Below are 15,006 nucleotides of genomic sequence, written 5' to 3' on the forward strand. Positions count from 1 at the left end.
CCACTGCCGGATGCGCCGCTGCTGTCCGGGGAACGGCGCATCCGGCAGTGGTGCGGGTTACTTGACGGCGATCGGGTTGACCGGGGAGCCCACGGCGCCGGTGATGGGGAGAGGAGCGGCGGTGAGCCAGAACTCGTACACGCCGTCTTCGGCGCAGTCGGCGGCGAGGGCGTCGAGGTCCCACATCTCGCCGATCAGCAGGCCCATGTTGGGGATGACGACCTGGTGCAGCGGCTGGAACGCGCCCTCGAACTCGTTGGGCCTGACCTCGAAGCCCCAGGTGTCGGTGGCGATGGCGGCGATCTCGGTGCCGTGCAGCCAGCCGGCGGTGGTGAACGACAGGCCGGGCGCGGGGCCGCCCGCGTAGTCGCCCCAGCCGTCGCGCCTTGCGCGGGCGAGGTGTCCGGTGCGGACGAGCACGATGTCGCCGCGGCCGACGGTTACCCCGTGGGCCTCAGCGGTCTGCTCGAGGTGCTCCTCGGTGATGGCGAACCCGTCGGGCAGTTCGCCGTCCGTGCCGATGACTTGGCCGACGTCGAGGAGCACGCCGCGTCCGGCCACGTACGGCGCCATGTGCTCGATGCCGGTGACGAGGTCGCCTTCGGAGGTGACCACCTTGTCGGCGCGCCGCCCGTTCCAGGCGAATCCGTGGTCGAAGATGTGTCCGAGGCCGTCCCACTGGGTGGAGCACTGCAGCGGCATGGCGATCACGTCGTCGGCGCCGCCGATGCCGTGCGGGAAGCCCTGGTTGCCCAGGGCCGCGTCGGTCCCCGTGTCGAGCATGGTGTGCACCGGGTTGGTCCGCCGGCGCCAGCCCTTCTGCGGGCCGTTCATGTCGAACCGCTGCGACAGCGAGAAGCTCACGCCGCGGCGCACGAGCGCCGCGCCCTCGCGCCGCTTGGCCTCGTCGAGGAAGTTCAGTGTGCCGAGCACGTCGTCCTCACCCCAGCGCCCCCAGTTGGAGTACGCCTTGGCGGCCTCGGCTATCGCGCCCTCCGGGTCGCGGCGGTTCAGGCTCATGCCGTTCCCTCCGCGACACAGCGGGTGCGCTGCACGCCCAGACCGGTGATGGAACCCTCCATGACGTCGCCGTCGCGCAGCAGGCGTCCCCAGTGGATGCCGTTGCCGGCCGGGCTGCCGGTCAACACCAGGTCACCGGGCAGGAGTTGAGCCGTCTGCGAGGCGTACGACACCAACCGGGCGACTCCGAAGAGCATGTCCTTGGTGGACTCGTCCTGCATGGTCTCGCCGTTCAGCTTGAGCGTGACCCGCAGGTCACCGGGGTCCGCGATCGACTCCGCAGGTACGAGCCAGGGGCCGAGCGGCGTGAAACCGGGAGCGTTCTTGCAGCGCAGCCAGTCGGTGCCGATGGCCTTCATGTCCCGGCGGAACACGGTGGCGCGGTCGGTGAGGTCGTTGGCGATGGTGTACCCGGCGACGTATTCCAGGGCGTCCTCGACGGTCACCCGGTAGGCGGGCTTGGCGATGACGGCCGCCAACTCCAGCTCCCAGTCCGGCTGTTCGGCCCAGGCGGGCAGGACCACGTCGTCGTAGGGGCCCGTGATCGCGCTGGGCAGGCCGATGAACACGTAGGGCAGGTCCTCGGCGGCCCGGCGGTCCATGACCGCGGCGATCTCCGCTCGTGCCTCCTCGACGGTGCGGGGGTCGTCGGGGGAACGGTGGGCGACCTCCAGATCGATCACGTGCTGCCGGTAGTTGGCGCCGGACTGGAAGATCTGCCGCGGCTCGATGGGGGCGTGCACGCGCAGGTCCTCCAGTGGCAGCCGGCCGAGGGAGTCGTCGTCCGCCAGGGTGCGCAGGACGGGGAGGGTCACCTCCCACCGCTCCAGGATGGCGCGCAGATCCGACGGCGCCCAGTCCAGGGCGCTGCGCAGATCGAGCACCCGGCCATTGGCCAGGAGGCCGGGAAACGGCTCCCCGTCCTGAGCGGAGAACGTGCCGAGCGCGAACGGGCCGGCTGGTTGCGCGAGCATTGCCATCAGATTTCCTCCTGCGGGATCGGGGTCTACTCTGACCCCATTCGGCCAATCACGGAAATTAATCCTGTGGATGTGTCGAATCCACGTCATGGATGACTCTCGCTGCTAGGTGGTTGCCGGTGAACCTGTCCCGACTCGACCTCAATCTGGTCCTCGCCCTTCGCGCGCTGCTGGAGGAGCGCAATGTCACCCGGGCCGGCGAGCGCATCGGCCTCAGCCAGCCGGCCATGAGCGCCGCGCTGTCCCGGCTGCGCCGCCATTTCGACGACGAATTGCTCGCCCGCACCGGCAACGCCTACGAGCTGACTCCGCTCGGCGCCGCCCTGCGCGACCGCAGCGCCACCGCGTGCGACCTGCTGGAGCGGGTCTTCTCCAGCCAGGCCGACTTCGACCCGGCGGCGGAGTCACGTGAGTTCACCCTGCTCGCCTCCGACTACGGGGCGGCCGTGTTCGGTGCCGCACTCGCCCGCACCCTGCACGAGGAAGCGCCCGGCATCCGGCTCACCTTCCAGCACCCGGCACCGTCCGTCGTGGACAACACCGCCGCGGTGCTGAGCACCGTCGACGGACTGCTGATGCCGCACGGCGTCATCGACGGCTTGCCCGCCGTCGACCTCCACCAGGACCGCTGGCTGTTCCTGGTCGCCGACGATCACCCCGAGATCGGTGACGAACTCACCCTGGACCAGCTGGGGCGTCTGCCCTGGGCCGTCTACCAGCGTCCCTACGACGCCCCGGCCGCCCGCCAGCTCAGCATGATAGGGATCAGTCCCCAGGTGGAGGTGTCCGTGCAGACGTTCCAGCTGCTGCCCCACATGGTCGAGGGCACCCGCCGGATCGCGATGATCCAGGAGCGCCTGGCACGCAAGGCGGTCCGATCGGCCGCGGTGCGCGTTCTGCCCTGCCCCTTCGAGGCGGTACCGGTGCGGGAGGCGATGTGGTGGCACCCCGTGCACACTCAGGACGCGGGCCACATCTGGCTGCGGCAGAAGGCCGCGGAAGTGGGCGCGACACTGGCGGGCAACGGCCACAGCTACGGCAAGGGCCCAGGGAAGGCCGTGCCCGTCGACCAGAGCGCGGGGTCGCCGCCGGGCCGGCTCTGACCGGGCCCGGCGGCAGCCCGTGATCGACGCGCTCTCGGTGCTTTTCCCGCACACCCTCAGGCCAACTGCTCCGGCAACGGCCGGGGATCGACGGCGCCCACCCGGCGGCGAGCCGCCCACAGCCCCGCCGCGACGAGGGCGGCGGCCAGCCCCAGCACGCCCACCGCACCGGCGAGACTGCCGACCGCGGACTCCCCGGCGAGCAGCACCAGCGGGCAGATGAACTCACCGCCGAAGAAGGCCGTCATCCACAACCCCGTCCCACGGCCGCGGTCCTCGAACGCCAGGCGGGACATGGCACTGGTGAGAAGAGCGGGCAGCAGCATGCCGGTGCCCACACAGTTGACGACCGCCCCGATGACCAGCAGCGGGGCATTGCCCGCGAGGAACATCACCCCGAAGCCGACCGCGCAGACCGCGAAGACGGCGGGCAGCATCGGGTCGGGAGAACGCTTGAGCCGGGCGAAGGTGACCGCTCCGCCCACGGTCGCTGCACTAGCGATCGCGGTGGCCAGTCCGATCACGCCGGTGTTCTCCACCCCGAGGTCGTCGAGCAGGTACGACATCTCCACCGGGACGGTGTAGAAGACGATCGCCCCGAAGAAGGTGAGGGCACAGATACCGCCCAACTGCCGCCACGGGAACGAGCGGCGGGCCTCCGTCAGTGCCGGAGTCTCCTCGCCGTCCGCACGAGCCGCCGGGTTGGGCAGGGCGGTTGCCATCAGCGGGGCGAGCGCCAGGCTCACGGCGTACACCCAGAAGGGCACGCGCCAGCCCGCCGATCCGGCGGCGCCGCCGAGCACGAAGAAGACGGTGGCCGACGCGGAGGCGCACATGGTCTGCAGGGCGAGGTACTTCACCCGCCGGTGACCGCTGTAGTAGTCGCCGATCAGAGTCGTGCAGCAGGTCATGATCGCGGCCTCGGCGACTCCGACCAGGGCACGGCTGGCGATGATGCCGCCCAGCGACTCCAGCCACAGTGGTGCCGTGCCGAACAGCGCGTACAGGACGGTCGCCACGACCAGCAGGCGCTTGCGGCCCACCCGGTCCACGATCACCCCCGCGAACGGGGCCAGCAGCGCCAGCGCCAGCGCCGGGACGGTCAGCGCGAGGGGCACCAGCGCCTTGGCCCCCGGGACCGACGCGAAGTGGTCCTGCATCTTCGGCAGTACCGGGGCGATCAGCACCGCCCCCAGGATCGGCAGACAGCTGCCCGCCATCAGAAGGGTCACCCGCAGCAGATGGGCCGGGCCCGAGACGGCGACGGCTGACGGAGTGGTGGCATCGACCGCCGCGTGAGGCGGCGGGGGCACGGAACCGGGCATGGCGACTCCAGGGGGCGGTGTAAGGGAGTGGGCATGCCTCACGGGCGCCGACGGCGCACGGCATGCTGGGGATGCTCGCACGCCGACGGCATCCGGACAGCGGCGTGCGGTAGCGACGACTATGGGGGCGCCGAAGCGCCGGTGCCATCCCCTGCGCGATCCGAATCCCGTATCCGGGTTATCCACGCTGTGGATGGGATGGCAACCGTCGCGCAGACGGAAGGCGTGCCCGACCGTTACTGCGCGCGAACAGAGGTGTCCCGGAGCTCGGTCGTCGCGGCCTCCGGGACACCGCCGGCTGCCGGCCACCGGCAGTCGACACGTCGCGCACGCCGGGCAGGGTCAGCGGACAGGCAGCGGCAGGACGCGCCGATAGGCGGCGACGGCGACGACCGCGACCACGACATGCATCACCATCAGCGCGGCGACGGCCAGCGGACCACTGCCGGGCGTACCGCCACCGAGGAGGGACAGGTCGGGCCCGAACGACACGACCACGAGCACGGGCACCAGCCACCGCAGCAGCCCCGCCGGGCTCTTGGCGACACGACGGACGACCGCCCAGCCCGTGGCACCGAGGACGACGCCGAACACCGTCAGCGGCCCGTACGCGGAGAGGTGCAGCGGAGCGAAATCGCTCGACGCCCCCGCAGCACGGGCGAGCAACGCCACCACCACGTTTCCGAGGACGGCCACGACAGCCGCGGCGAGAAGCCCCGCGACCACGGTCAGGCCGCGGGAGCGCGGCGCGGGCGGGGCGGAGGGGCCGGACGATACGGCTTCGGGGACGGAACCGGGCATGGGGACCTCCTGCGGAGAACTCAAGAACGACACGGGTGCAGCGCCGGAAAGACAGGCGTTTGATTTCTCAAACATGCGGGACCCTACTCCGAAGTGTTTGATCAGGCAAACACTTCGGTTAAGGTGGCCACCATGACATCCCCCCGGTGGCTCGCTCCCGAAGAGCTGCGAGCCTGGATCAACTACCTCGACTGCTCGACGCTGCTGAACGACTACCTCGATCAGCAGTTGCGGCGCGACACGGCCATGACGCACGCGGACTACAATCTCCTGGCCCGCCTGTCCGTGGCACCCGATCGCGCCCTGGGGATGTCCTTGCTCGCCGAGCAGTTGAAGTTCACCCGCAGCCGCCTCACACGCGCGGTGATCCGCTTGGAGGAGTCGGGCTACGTGCGGCGCCGGGAGGACCCGGCCGACGGACGCGGACAACTGGCCGAACTCACCGACGTCGGCATGGAGTTGATGACCAAGGCCGCCCCCGGCCATGTCGCTGCCGTACGCCGGGTGGTCTTCGACGCCCTCAGCCCCGAACAGGTGGAGCAACTCGCCACCATCACCGCCACGGTGGTCGCCTCCCTCAAGCAGGCCGGCGAGGAGGACGCCTACCCGGCGGCCCTGCCGTGGCATCGCCGCTGACTCCGCGAACCTGTCCCCGTTCACCGTATTACGCCGTGAGCAGTTCGTCGTCCCAGTCGTCGTGGCCGGCGAGCAGTTCCGCCAGGACCAGGGCGTCCTCCAGGGACGTCGCGGCGCCCTGGCGAGAGTGGGCGGGCAGCTGTGTGCGGCATCGCCGACGAGCACGACGCGGCCGCGGTGCCAGGAGCCCTCGACCAGGTCGGTGATGGACGCGCCGATCTTGTCCCAGGCACCGCCGTACGGCTCGGCGAGACGGCGCATCTCCTCGGCGTAGACGTCAGGGGCGAGGCTCGCGCCGTCCCGCTGAGGTTCCACCAGGTACCGGCGATGCAACAGGGTCCGCCGTAAGCGAGGTCGGTGCGCTCGACGATCGAGCGGTCGATCGCCCGGCTGTTCGACTACCGCCGCCTCACCGTCCGATACCAGCGAACCGGCTCACACTTCCTCGCGGTGCCGTCCTGAAGAGGCGATCAGGGTGGTGTGTGCGAGCGCATCCTGCAGGAGGCCGCCGTTGCCGGGCTCGTCCCTCGTCGAGTCCGGCAACGGGGCCGCTGCAGGGTCGACGCCTTTCTACGGGGTCGGCCAGGTGAGTGCGTCGATGGTGACCGTGCCGGTGCCGGAGGAGGCGTCGAGGCCGATGGCGCCGACGCTGCTCACGGACGGCACGGTCCAGGTGATGGTCGTCCACTGTCCTGGGGTCAGGACGACCGAACCGGCCATGGTGGCGGTGTAGTTCTTGTCCCGGACGAACGGGGTGACGGTGGTCGCGGACTGGGCGGCGTACACGTGATAGGTGACGGTCGATCCGGTCCTGACAGCACCGAGGTTGTTGGAGGTGCCCACCGCACTGTGACCACTGCTGCTGAGGCTGAAACGCAGGGCGTGGCTGCCTTCGTAGGCGACGTCCGTGGTCACCACCGGGTTGGCGCCGCCGTAGAAGCCCGACCAGTTGTCGCTCGTCCCGTCCTCGAACCCGACCGTCACAGAGCCACCGCCCGGGCCGCCGCCAGAACCACCTCCCATGGCGTCATGGAACGCGGAGCCCTGCGCGGTGAGCGTGGTGCTGCCGGTGACCAGGCCGAAGTTGCCGTGATCAGTGGCCGTGTAGATCATGGCGCCTGCCGGTGCCGGGCTGAGGGAACGCAACTCGTTGACGGCGGCCTTCGTCCACGTCGCGAGGTCGGGGGCATGCGTACTGGTGTAGGCCGCCCCCTGGTCGCTGGCGTCTATGTTCCACTCCGAGATGAAGTAGTCCAACGGGTGACCGAGCTCCGAGGTGACCTTGTTCTCGATGGTCGTCACATGCTTCTGCCAGTTGAGCAGATGGGTCGTGCAGGTGTCCCCGGGGGAGCCGGGATTGTTCCAGCCGCCGCTGCCGTCCGCCTTGACGGTGGTGTCACAGACGTACTCGTGCCAGGACAGCGCGTCGGGCGCGGGGTCCGCGCTCGCCGCGAAGGTGGCGATGTAGTCGGCGGAGGTTCCGTCGGAGCGGGAAAGGACCGGCCCGACGAATCTGTAGTCGAGGTTTGGGTACTGAGCCTTCAACGTGGGGATCACCGCGTTCCAGGCGGCGGTGTAGTCGGCGACGCCCACCCCCGCGTAGTCCGGCTCGTTGCCGAACTCCAGATAGACGGTGCTGTCGTGGAACACCTGGTGGACGAGGTCCATCAAGTGGGAGTCGGTGGCCTTGATGTCGGCTGTGGTGCGGCCTCCGCCAGGACCGCGGAGGATGACGACAGGGGTGGCACCGACCTTCTGGACGGCCTTCATGGCGGTCAGCCAGTCCGCGTCCTGCAGTGCCGCTTTGGTGGTCGGGTACGTCGCGCGCAGCGGCACGCGGACGGTCGGCGTCCCCCATCCCGCGAACAGCGCCTGTGTGGCGGAGTCGGTGGCCAGGTGGTCACCACTGTCGAAGAGGGACATATTGACGCCGAAGACTGGGGCGGTCTGATCGGCGGCATCGACGGCGCGGGCGGGATAGGGCACGGCCAACGGAAGCAGCGCGGTGGCGGCCAACGCGGCGGCCGCGATGACGCCGACGACGGCCCGCCGCAACAGCGCGGGCCCATGACGGGTCAGGGTCTGGGACATGAGGGGACCTCCCGGATCGGTGAGGCGATGGAAGTGACATCGAGGCTGGGCGGGGCAGCGTCGATGCGGCAAGGCCGACCCGGGCAATCCCGAACAATCAATCAACTACGCATCAATGTGTGGGACGAGTCCGGGGATCGTAGGGTGTAGTGGTCATCACGACACCGGGTCATCACGACACCGGACATGACGCAGTGCCTGCCCGTGAATACCGGGCGGCCACGTCGGCCGGCTGCGGGGCAGGCCCCCGGGCGACGCTGTTCACTGTCCGTGCAGGAAACGTGCTTGCAGCCCCGGCGCGCGAACCACTGTGCGCCGTCCCGCCGGAACTGCCGTGGAACACTCAACGACGGCAATTCACCGCCGTCGGCACGGGCAGAAGCCCCGAGGCTGAATGCGGTGTCGCTACGGCCCTTCTTCCAGTTCGCCACGCCGGTATGGGGGCGCTGCGGCGGACGACTTGCGACACCGCCCGGCCCGGTCGGACCAACCGCCGGTTGACGGAGCCCTCTGCGCGAGGGCAACGCGATCACCAGTGGACGCCGTCCAGAAGGACGTGTACCGGCGTACCGCGGGTGGTGATCTGAAGGCCGACGGCATGAACGGAAGGGACGGCTGGCACGGTCCACTCAAGCGTCGTCCACCCGCGGTGGCACGGCAGTGGGCGTTCGGCCGCCGCCGGATGGGCGGCGTAGTCGGAGCCGGCGTCCTGGACCAGGGGCTGTAGAGATCCCGCGTCGCACCGGCCGTCGGTCCACAGGTGGAAGACGACGGTGCTCCCGGTGTGCAGGCTGCGGGCCCCGTCCGGTGTGCCCACGGCGCTGTGCTGCTTGCGGCCTGTTGCGGTCAAGGCCAGGGCGTGCCGTCCGTCGAAGGAACGCACATCGGTGACGTCGACCTTGATGTCGCCCCACAGCGGGCTCCATCCGTCGTCGCTGCCGCCCCCTGCCTCGAAGCTGTCCTTCGGCGGGGCGGTGACGGTGACGGCAGGCGCCCGACTGTCCGCCGCGCGCGAGACGGGCGCCGAGGCAGCCGGCGGCCTGCCGCCGGTGCAGCGTACCGACAGGGCACCCGCAGCGACGTTGTCCCGGGTTGGGCCCCGGTCCGACAGTCGCACCGACAACTGCCCACCGGTCAGCGGGAACCGGCCCGCATCGACCCACTGGCCGTGATGGCGCACCTGGTCGACGGTGAACGCGCCGACCACCGTACCGCCGGCGCCGGACCGGACGGTGTAGTACGCGGGATGGCCGCCGACGTACCACGCGCCGGCCTGCGGTATGTGCAGCCGCACCGAACAACTGCCGCTCCGCAGGCGCCCGGGCCTGAACCACCAGACAAAACCATCGTGGCCCGGCAGGTCGTCGCCACTGGCCGCGGTGTAGCGGTAGTCGCCCCGGCAGCCGTCCCCGGTCCAGTCGCCGCCGACGGCCAGCGTCCACCCGCTTCCGCCGTCCGCGCCGCCCTGGTTCATGGTCACCCCTCTGGTGCCGTCGTGCGGGCAGTCGTCTCCGGCGGTCGCCGTCCACACCGCCGGCGCCGGAGCGGGTGCCGCCGCCAAGAGCACCGCCGCGATCAAGACCCCCGCCGCCATGACGGCCGTCACCAGGCGGTAGCGGAACCTGCGCCCAGTGGGCACGAACGGTCTTCGTGATCTTGGCGGGGTGGTTTGTTCGGGCGTGGCCGATGAGACCGGCCCCCCGGCACCGGCTGGGCCGGTCCGCGGTCGCGGTCGCACATCCGGTGAACCGGACCGGCTCGACGCCGGGGCGGCGTCCAAATCGGCGACGCCCTTGGTCGGCGACCGGTCGGACGGAGGACGTGCGTGCTGTTGTCCCGCGCCGAACCGCTCGGGCTCTGCCGCCTGCGGGGAGACGGAACGACCCGCGCCCGCCCCGGCGCGGCCCTTGAGCGTCGCCAACTCCGCGGCCGTTGCGGCCCACTTTCCTGCCCACTCCTCCACGTCCCCGCCGCACGCGGCTACGAAAGCCAGCGTGACCTCGCGCGTGGGCAGTGTCTTTCCGCTCGCCGCCGTGGACAGTGCCGAAGCCGAGTAGTGAGCCCTCGCCGCCAGTTGACGGTATCCCGGCGCACCGACGGCGGCGCGCAGCTGCCGCAGCTCCCAGGCGAAACGTTCGACCGGTCCGGCCGTCGGATCGATCGCGGTCTCACGTCGGCTCACATCGCCCCCCTCATCCGACCGTGAATGGTCGACTCACTGCCGGGCTCTATATCACCGCGTATGACATGCGCATTGTCCAGACGCCTTTACGCCGTTCGCGCCGGCGGCCGGATCATGGAGACAGTCACGCGGCCCGGAAGGGGGACCCCCGCGCCCGCATAACGCCTGACCGGGAGGAGCGGCGTCAAGTCGCTGAGGAGAGCGCCACGTTGGTGAGGGGAGGTGCCACTCGTCGGCTTTGATCGATGACGTCCATCGGCACGGTATTCGCGGACTCCACAACCCTCGTCCCGGTTGTGCCCTTGTCCGGCTTGAGAGAACACCGGGGCGGGACAGGGCGGCGGTGGGCCCCGTTGATTGATTGGTTTGCCGTTGTTCAGACCCGTCGGTCGTGCCTTGTCGAGGCGCAGCACACGTCATCACGCTGACAGCGCCTCATCAATCCGAGAAACAGGGAGCTCATATGCCCATGCGTTCACGCGGACTGACCATTTCCGTGGCCTCGGCCGCGGTAACAGCCGCCCTCGGAGTCTTCGGCGGCCTCACCACCGCCACGCCGGCCTCCGCGGCCTCGGCGGCCGGAAGCGTCTGCTACCTGAGTCCCGCCGCAAAGGTCTGCGACAACCGGGACCCGAAGGACACCGGTTGCTGGGACAGCTCCGCCTACGTGGCGAATCACGCCGAACTCCTGACCGCGGACAACCGCAGTGTGGGAACCATGCAGAACTGGTACTCGCCCCACTGCGGCACCAACTGGGCCCGGTTCGTACCCAACGGAAACACACCCACCGACGGCACGGCTCTGATGACGGTATCCGTCTGTCTCGGCGTGAACACGAGCAGCCACTGCAGCGACGAGTACAGCGTGTACCGCACGAGGAGCACGCAGCCGCCGTGGTCGAACATGATCTACGCGAAGACGACACCTGCCCAGGCCTACTTCGGGGTGTCCGACAACTACCAGGGATGGGGCTTGGAGGACAGCGTGGTCGCGTGACCCCTTCCGGGCAGACCTGACAGCAGTAACTCAGCCGAATCTGAAACGTACAGGTCGGGCGGTTCCTTGACGGGTGATCCTCCGTCGGGAGGCGCTTGACGGCAGGGCCTCCTGGCGGGTCGCTGACGGGATCTTGTTTCGAGCGATTCCCGGGAGATGCCGACGTGGCTTCGAGGGCGGGACGGACCGTCCTCGGGCCACCGTCACCGGCAATTGCTGCACGTGATCCGCTACATGGTTGCGGACCGTGGTCTCGTGGCGGGTGCGGACCGCGGACTCCCCCGCAGGGGGCCGTGTTTCCGGCGTCCTGCGGCGTCGGCGCGAGCAGGGGCTGATCGCCGAGATTCTTGACCGGCTGCGCGGACGGGCGCCCGAGCGCGACGTTGCGCGGCCAGCGTCGACCGGCTGGCCTTCAACGGCGCCATCATCCAGACCGGCACCGAGTCCTACCGCCTCGCCCACACCAAAGCCCAGGCCGAACGGGCTGACGCGAGCTGATGCAACGCTCAGAACACGTTGATCGCAGCTGGTGCCCGCTCCGCACGCGTCAGGGCACGCAGCAGGGCCGCTTGGCCATGACGCCGGACGGTAAGCCCGGTCAGCAGCGCAACCACGGGATCGAGGCCCGCACCCGGCAGATCCGCGCAGTGAGGTCCACGCCGACCGCCAGGTCATCCATATGCACAACGAGCTCGACCAGCCGGGTGACGAGGAAGTCGTCCAGACTCAGCGCCCAGGGCCTCCCCCGTGAGAGCTCAGATCCCGCATGCTGCGTTCAGCAGACCGAGATCGACGGCACCGTCATGCCCCACACGGGCATGCACGGGCCAGACCACCTTCGTCCATCACGTCCGTAGACTTGACCACTCCTGGCGGGTGCGGAATCAACCCGCGAACGGCACCTGAGCCGAAGGCAGTTTTTGGTTCCCGGCCGGATGCCGCCACAGGTTCCGTGCGGCGAGCCGTGGCAACACGCCCTCACCGAACCAGTACGCCTCCTCCAGATGCGGATACCCGGACAGCACGAACTCCTCGATTCCCAGCGCCGCGTACTCCATGATCCGCTCGGCAACCTCGTCATGACTGCCGACCAGCGCGGTCCCCGCGCCACCCCGTACCAGACCGATACCGGCCCACAGATTGGGGTGGATCTCCAGCGCGTCCCGGCGCCCGCCGTCGTGCAGAGCGAGCATCCGCCGTTGCCCCTCGGACTCGCTGCGCGCCAGGCCGGCCTGCACCGACCGCACGGTCTCCGGATCGAAGCCCGCCAGAAGTCGGTCCGCTTGTGCCCAAGCCTCCTCGGAGGTGTCGCGTGTGATGACATGGAGCCGGATACCGAAGCGCGGCGTGCGCCCTTCCTTCGTCGCGAGCCCGCGAATCCAGGCGATCTTCTCCGCGACCTGCGTCGGCGGTTCGCCCCAGGTGAGGTAGACGTCGGCGTACTTGGCGGCGACCTCGCCGGCGATGGGTGAGGAGCCGCCGAAGTACACCTGCGGTACCGGGTCGGGCACCCGGGCAAGCTTCGCATCCTCTACCCGCAGGTGCTCTCCGGCCAGGTCGACGGTCTTGCCCTCCCACAACTCCCGCACGATCTGCAGAAACTCACCGGTACGGCGGTACCGGGCGTCCTTGTCGAGGAAGTCCCCGTACGCCCGCTGTTCGTGGCTCTCGCCGCCGGTGACGACGTTGAGCAGGAGCCGTCCGCCGGTCTGCCGCTGGAAGGTGGAGGCCATCTGGGCGGCGAGTGTGGGCGAGACGAAGCCGGGGCGGAAGGCGACGAGGAACTTCAGGCGGTCACTCGCCTGGGCGACCATCGCGGTGGTCAGCCACGCGTCCTCACACCAGGCACCGGTCGGCGTCAGCGCGCCGACGAAGCCCAAGTCCTCGGCAGCACGGGCGATTTGACTCAGATAGGCGACCGTCGGCGGCCGGTCCCGTCCGGCGGCGGTGGCCGGGGTGCCGTGGCCCCCGCCGACGACGTGGCGGCTGTCGCCGTTGGTGGGCAGGAACCAGTGGAAGGTGAGGGACACAGGGGTCTCCGATCAGGGATGTGGGGAGCGGCCGTCGTTGATGTCCTTCAGAGCAGGCCGTGGCGGGGCGGTCGGGTGCCGTTGAGTACGTATCTACCGATGTGCTGGATCTTCCAACGGGCAGGGTCGTGCAGGGTGTGGGTGCGGGCGTCGCGCCAATGCCTGTGGAGATTGAGGGAGTTGAGCGCCGACCGGGTGCCGGCGACCTCGAAGAGCGCACTCGTCACGTCCACTGCGGCCCTCGCTGCCTCCACCTTGGCGGCGGCCACCGCGATGGATGCCTCCGCGGCCGAGTCGTCGGTGAGGTCGGCTCGCGCCGCGTCGACCGTGCGGGCGGCCTCGCGCAGCAGCGCTTCGCACGCCCGTACCCGGAGGGCGAGTTCGCCGAACTGCTGGATCAGCAGCGGGTCCTCGGTCGCCGTCTCGGCACCGCTCTCGAACCACGGGCGGCTCTTCGTCCGTACGAACTGTGCAGCCTCTGCCAGTGCGCCGCAGGCGATCCCGGTGTCGATGGCGGCGTGCAGCAACTGCGCGACGGCCCCGTGGAGTTGCGGGCCCTGGAAGGTGAGGTGGTGGGGCAGGACCCGGTCGGCGGGTACCGGGACGGCCTCCAGGCGGACGGTTCCGCTGGCGGTCGTCCGCTGGCCCAGGCCGTCCCAGTCGTCGATCACCGTGAGGCCGGGGGCGTCCCGCGGCACGTACGCGACGTGCAGGTTGTCGTCCTCGGCTCTGGCGAGCACCGGGATCCAGTCGGCGAACAGGGCGCCGGTGCAGTAGTTCTTGACGCCGTCCAGGACGTACGAGCCGTCCGGCCGCGGTTGAAGCCGGGTGCGGATGTCCTGGACGTGCTTGGTGCCGGCCTCCGACTGGGCGTTGCCGAAGCGGCGGCCGGCCAGCAGCTCGGCGAAGAAGAACTTCTGCTGCTCTGCGTCTCCCTGACGACGGATCACGTTGACGTAGGCGAAGTGGCTCTGTGGGATCTGCGCCAGGCTCGCGTCGGCGGTGGCGAGCAGCCTGAAAATCTCGGCGAGGGTCAGCGCGCTGACGTCCGCTCCGCCGTGTTCGGCGGGGACGGTGACGGCGAGCAGCCCGGAGGCGGAGAGCGTGTCCAACTCCGCACGCGGGAGCCTGCGTTCGGCGTCCCTGCTGGAGGCGCCCGCGCGGAAGTCGTCGGCCAGAGCGGCTGCGGCGGCAAGGGCCTCGGCGTCGTCGGCGATCACATGCACGGACATGACGCTCAGCTCGCCGCGGTCAGGACCGGTGCGGTGCGGCGCAGGGCCGCCGAGAACTGGGCGACCACCTGGCTGAGGGCTTCACCGGCAGCCGGCGTGACCGTCAGGGAGCCGTCCTCGTGCACGGTGAGGTCCTTGTCGAGGGTGAACCAGCCCTGCACGATGTGGGACGCGCCCATGGAGCTGAGGACCGGGCGAAGAGCGTAGTCGATGGCCAGGACGTGGGCGATCGAACCACCGGTGGCGAGCGGCAGCACGGTCTTGCCGGTGAGGGCGTACTGCGGAAGCAGGTCGAGCAGTGCCTTCAGGACACCGGAGTACGACGCCTTGTACACGGGAGTTCCGACGACGACGCCGTCGACGCGGTCGAAGAGTTCGGTGGCCTCGATGATGGCGGGGTGGCGGAAGTCCGCACCGAGCAAGGCCTCGGCGGGGATGGTGCGCACGTCGAGTGGGATCACTTCGTGGCCTTGCGCGCGCAGCCAGCCGTCGAGGTGGCGCAGCAGGCGGTGGGTGCGGGAGGAGGCGGAGGGGCTGCCGGAGACGGACAGGACGGTGGGCATGCGGGCCTCTTTCTGGAAGCTGGGGGCGCCCGGCGACGTCGTGCCG

12 protein-coding genes and 3 pseudogenes are annotated in these 15,006 nt (G+C 70.0%); 4 read left to right on the top strand and 11 right to left on the bottom strand.

From position 1 onward, the window contains the following. Positions 1-57 precede the first annotated feature (57 nt). Both GRC12_RS30825 and GRC12_RS30830 read right to left on the bottom strand, forming a co-directional pair. Positions 58-1,020, bottom strand: coding sequence for a cyclase family protein (locus GRC12_RS30825; protein WP_208782829.1), 963 nt, complete (start codon positions 1,018-1,020; stop codon positions 58-60). Beyond that, complete coding sequence (locus GRC12_RS30830) at positions 1,017-2,000, bottom strand: fumarylacetoacetate hydrolase family protein (RefSeq protein WP_208782830.1); 984 nt, start codon at positions 1,998-2,000, stop codon at positions 1,017-1,019. Before GRC12_RS30830 ends, GRC12_RS30825 begins: the two co-directional genes overlap by 4 nt. 119 nt (positions 2,001-2,119) lie before the next feature. Between GRC12_RS30830 and GRC12_RS30835 the strand changes: the two genes are divergently transcribed. Next, complete coding sequence (locus GRC12_RS30835; RefSeq protein ID WP_208782831.1) at positions 2,120-3,103, top strand: LysR family transcriptional regulator; 984 nt, start codon at positions 2,120-2,122, stop codon at positions 3,101-3,103. Between the two features lie 56 nt (positions 3,104-3,159). Here the strand turns inward: GRC12_RS30835 and GRC12_RS30840 are convergent, their stop codons facing one another. Then, positions 3,160-4,428 (bottom strand): MFS transporter, encoded by a 1,269-nt coding sequence (locus GRC12_RS30840; RefSeq protein ID WP_208782832.1) that lies wholly within the window; start codon positions 4,426-4,428, stop codon positions 3,160-3,162. 342 nt (positions 4,429-4,770) lie between these two features. Then, the gene (locus tag GRC12_RS30845; RefSeq protein WP_208782833.1) at positions 4,771-5,229 is read right to left on the bottom strand and encodes a DUF6069 family protein; all 459 of its coding nucleotides are present in this window, start codon (positions 5,227-5,229) and stop codon (positions 4,771-4,773) included. Positions 5,230-5,361: 132 nt separating this feature from the next. Here GRC12_RS30845 and GRC12_RS30850 point away from each other — a divergent pair, with 132 nt between their 5' ends. Beyond that, positions 5,362-5,865 (top strand): MarR family winged helix-turn-helix transcriptional regulator, encoded by a 504-nt coding sequence (locus GRC12_RS30850; protein WP_208782834.1) that lies wholly within the window; start codon positions 5,362-5,364, stop codon positions 5,863-5,865. 34 nt (positions 5,866-5,899) lie between these two features. On the opposite strand, the pseudogene GRC12_RS45895 reads toward GRC12_RS30850, so the two are convergent. The 4 genes and pseudogenes from GRC12_RS45895 to GRC12_RS46990 all read right to left on the bottom strand — a co-directional run. After that, positions 5,900-6,233: pseudogene (locus GRC12_RS45895) on the bottom strand (FAD-dependent monooxygenase); the annotation flags it as partial. A 202-nt stretch (positions 6,234-6,435) separates the two neighbouring features. After that, the gene (locus tag GRC12_RS30855; protein WP_208782835.1) at positions 6,436-7,956 is read right to left on the bottom strand and encodes a hypothetical protein; all 1,521 of its coding nucleotides are present in this window, start codon (positions 7,954-7,956) and stop codon (positions 6,436-6,438) included. Positions 7,957-8,485: 529 nt separating this feature from the next. Beyond that, positions 8,486-9,595 (bottom strand): hypothetical protein, encoded by a 1,110-nt coding sequence (locus GRC12_RS30860; protein ID WP_208782840.1) that lies wholly within the window; start codon positions 9,593-9,595, stop codon positions 8,486-8,488. 324 nt (positions 9,596-9,919) lie between these two features. Continuing rightward, positions 9,920-10,138 (bottom strand): annotated as a pseudogene (locus tag GRC12_RS46990) (helix-turn-helix domain-containing protein); the annotation flags it as partial. A 469-nt stretch (positions 10,139-10,607) separates the two neighbouring features. Here GRC12_RS46990 and GRC12_RS30870 point away from each other — a divergent pair. Both GRC12_RS30870 and GRC12_RS30875 read left to right on the top strand, forming a co-directional pair. Next, on the top strand, positions 10,608-11,135 hold the full coding sequence (locus GRC12_RS30870) for a DUF2690 domain-containing protein (protein ID WP_208782836.1): 528 nt from the start codon (positions 10,608-10,610) through the stop codon (positions 11,133-11,135). Between the two features lie 378 nt (positions 11,136-11,513). Then, positions 11,514-11,633 (top strand): annotated as a pseudogene (locus tag GRC12_RS30875) (IS21-like element helper ATPase IstB); the annotation flags it as partial. A 386-nt stretch (positions 11,634-12,019) separates the two neighbouring features. Here the strand turns inward: GRC12_RS30875 and GRC12_RS30880 are convergent. The 3 genes from GRC12_RS30880 to ssuE are packed head-to-tail and all read right to left on the bottom strand — an operon-like array spanning position 12,020 to position 14,960. Continuing rightward, a complete protein-coding gene (locus tag GRC12_RS30880) occupies positions 12,020-13,165 on the bottom strand; it encodes an LLM class flavin-dependent oxidoreductase (RefSeq protein ID WP_208782837.1) in 1,146 nt (381 codons plus the stop codon). 47 nt (positions 13,166-13,212) lie between these two features. Next, complete coding sequence (locus GRC12_RS30885) at positions 13,213-14,397, bottom strand: SfnB family sulfur acquisition oxidoreductase (RefSeq protein ID WP_208782838.1); 1,185 nt, start codon at positions 14,395-14,397, stop codon at positions 13,213-13,215. 5 nt (positions 14,398-14,402) lie between these two features. Then, positions 14,403-14,960, bottom strand: a complete 558-nt coding sequence (ssuE, locus tag GRC12_RS30890) for an NADPH-dependent FMN reductase (RefSeq protein WP_208782839.1) — start codon at positions 14,958-14,960, stop codon at positions 14,403-14,405. Positions 14,961-15,006: the final 46 nt, after the last annotated feature.

Origin of the sequence: Streptomyces griseorubiginosus (genome assembly GCF_017614965.1) — a bacterium.
Classification (GTDB): Bacteria; Actinomycetota; Actinomycetes; order Streptomycetales; family Streptomycetaceae; genus Streptomyces; species Streptomyces griseorubiginosus_B.